The sequence below is a fragment of the Pseudomonas sp. BBP2017 genome (genome assembly GCF_003024385.1).
Lineage (GTDB): Bacteria > Pseudomonadota > Gammaproteobacteria > Pseudomonadales > Pseudomonadaceae > Aquipseudomonas.
In genome coordinates, this window is the sequence record NZ_PVZN01000041.1 from 1 (window position 1) to 1,073 (window position 1,073).

The window sequence follows — 1,073 nt, forward strand, 5'->3', positions numbered from 1 at the left end:
AAGTAGGCTCCCACTGCTTGTACGCATACGGTTTCAGGATCTATTTCACTCCCCTCTCCGGGGTTCTTTTCGCCTTTCCCTCACGGTACTGGTTCACTATCGGTCAGTCAGTAGTATTTAGCCTTGGAGGATGGTCCCCCCATATTCAGACAAAGTTTCTCGTGCTCCGTCCTACTCGATTTCATGACTAAGAGATTTTCGCGTACAGGGCTATCACCCACTATGGCCGCACTTTCCAGAGCGTTCCGCTAATCTCAAAGCCACTTAAGGGCTAGTCCCCGTTCGCTCGCCACTACTAAGGGAATCTCGGTTGATTTCTTTTCCTCAGGGTACTTAGATGTTTCAGTTCCCCTGGTTCGCCTCTTGCACCTATGTATTCAGTACAAGATACTCAGCTTATGCTGAGTGGGTTCCCCCATTCAGAGATCTCCGGATCAAAGTCTGTTTGCCGACTCCCCGAAGCTTATCGCAGGCTACCACGTCTTTCATCGCCTCTGACTGCCAAGGCATCCACCGTATGCGCTTCTTCACTTGACCATATAACCCCAAGCAATCTGGTTATACTGTGAAGACGACATTCGCCGAAAATTCGCAAAACTCTTAAGAGTCACTCACAAATTTTACCTTAGCCTGAACAGACACCAGTGAAAGTGCTGTCCAGTCTATCTTTCTATCACATACCCAAATTTTTAAAGAACGATTCTGAAAAAGTTCAGAAATCAATATTCGATGCGAATATTCATTTCTAAGCTTTGACAATAAGTGGTGGAGCCAAGCGGGATCGAACCGCTGACCTCCTGCGTGCAAGGCAGGCGCTCTCCCAGCTGAGCTATGGCCCCGTATTTCTACAGGCTGCACCACAAGTAATTGGTGGGTCTGGGCAGATTCGAACTGCCGACCTCACCCTTATCAGGGGTGCGCTCTAACCAACTGAGCTACAGACCCAATCGTCTTCTTCAATGAATCAAGCAATTCGTGTGGGAGCTTATGAAACAGCTGATGTCGTCGATTAAGGAGGTGATCCAGCCGCAGGTTCCCCTACGGCTACCTTGTTACGACTTCACCCCAGTCAT

Annotated in this window: 2 tRNA genes and 2 rRNA genes; all 4 read right to left on the minus strand. The window is 48.7% G+C overall.

The annotated features are described in order from the left end of the window. A 23S ribosomal RNA gene (locus C6382_RS23695) occupies positions 1-537 on the minus strand; the annotation flags it as partial. A gap of 226 nt (positions 538-763) precedes the next feature. Next, a tRNA-Ala gene (locus C6382_RS23700) sits at positions 764-839 on the minus strand. A 29-nt stretch (positions 840-868) separates the two neighbouring features. Then, positions 869-945: transfer RNA gene (locus C6382_RS23705), tRNA-Ile, on the minus strand. A gap of 65 nt (positions 946-1,010) precedes the next feature. Then, positions 1,011-1,073: ribosomal RNA gene (locus C6382_RS23710) — 16S ribosomal RNA — on the minus strand; the annotation flags it as partial.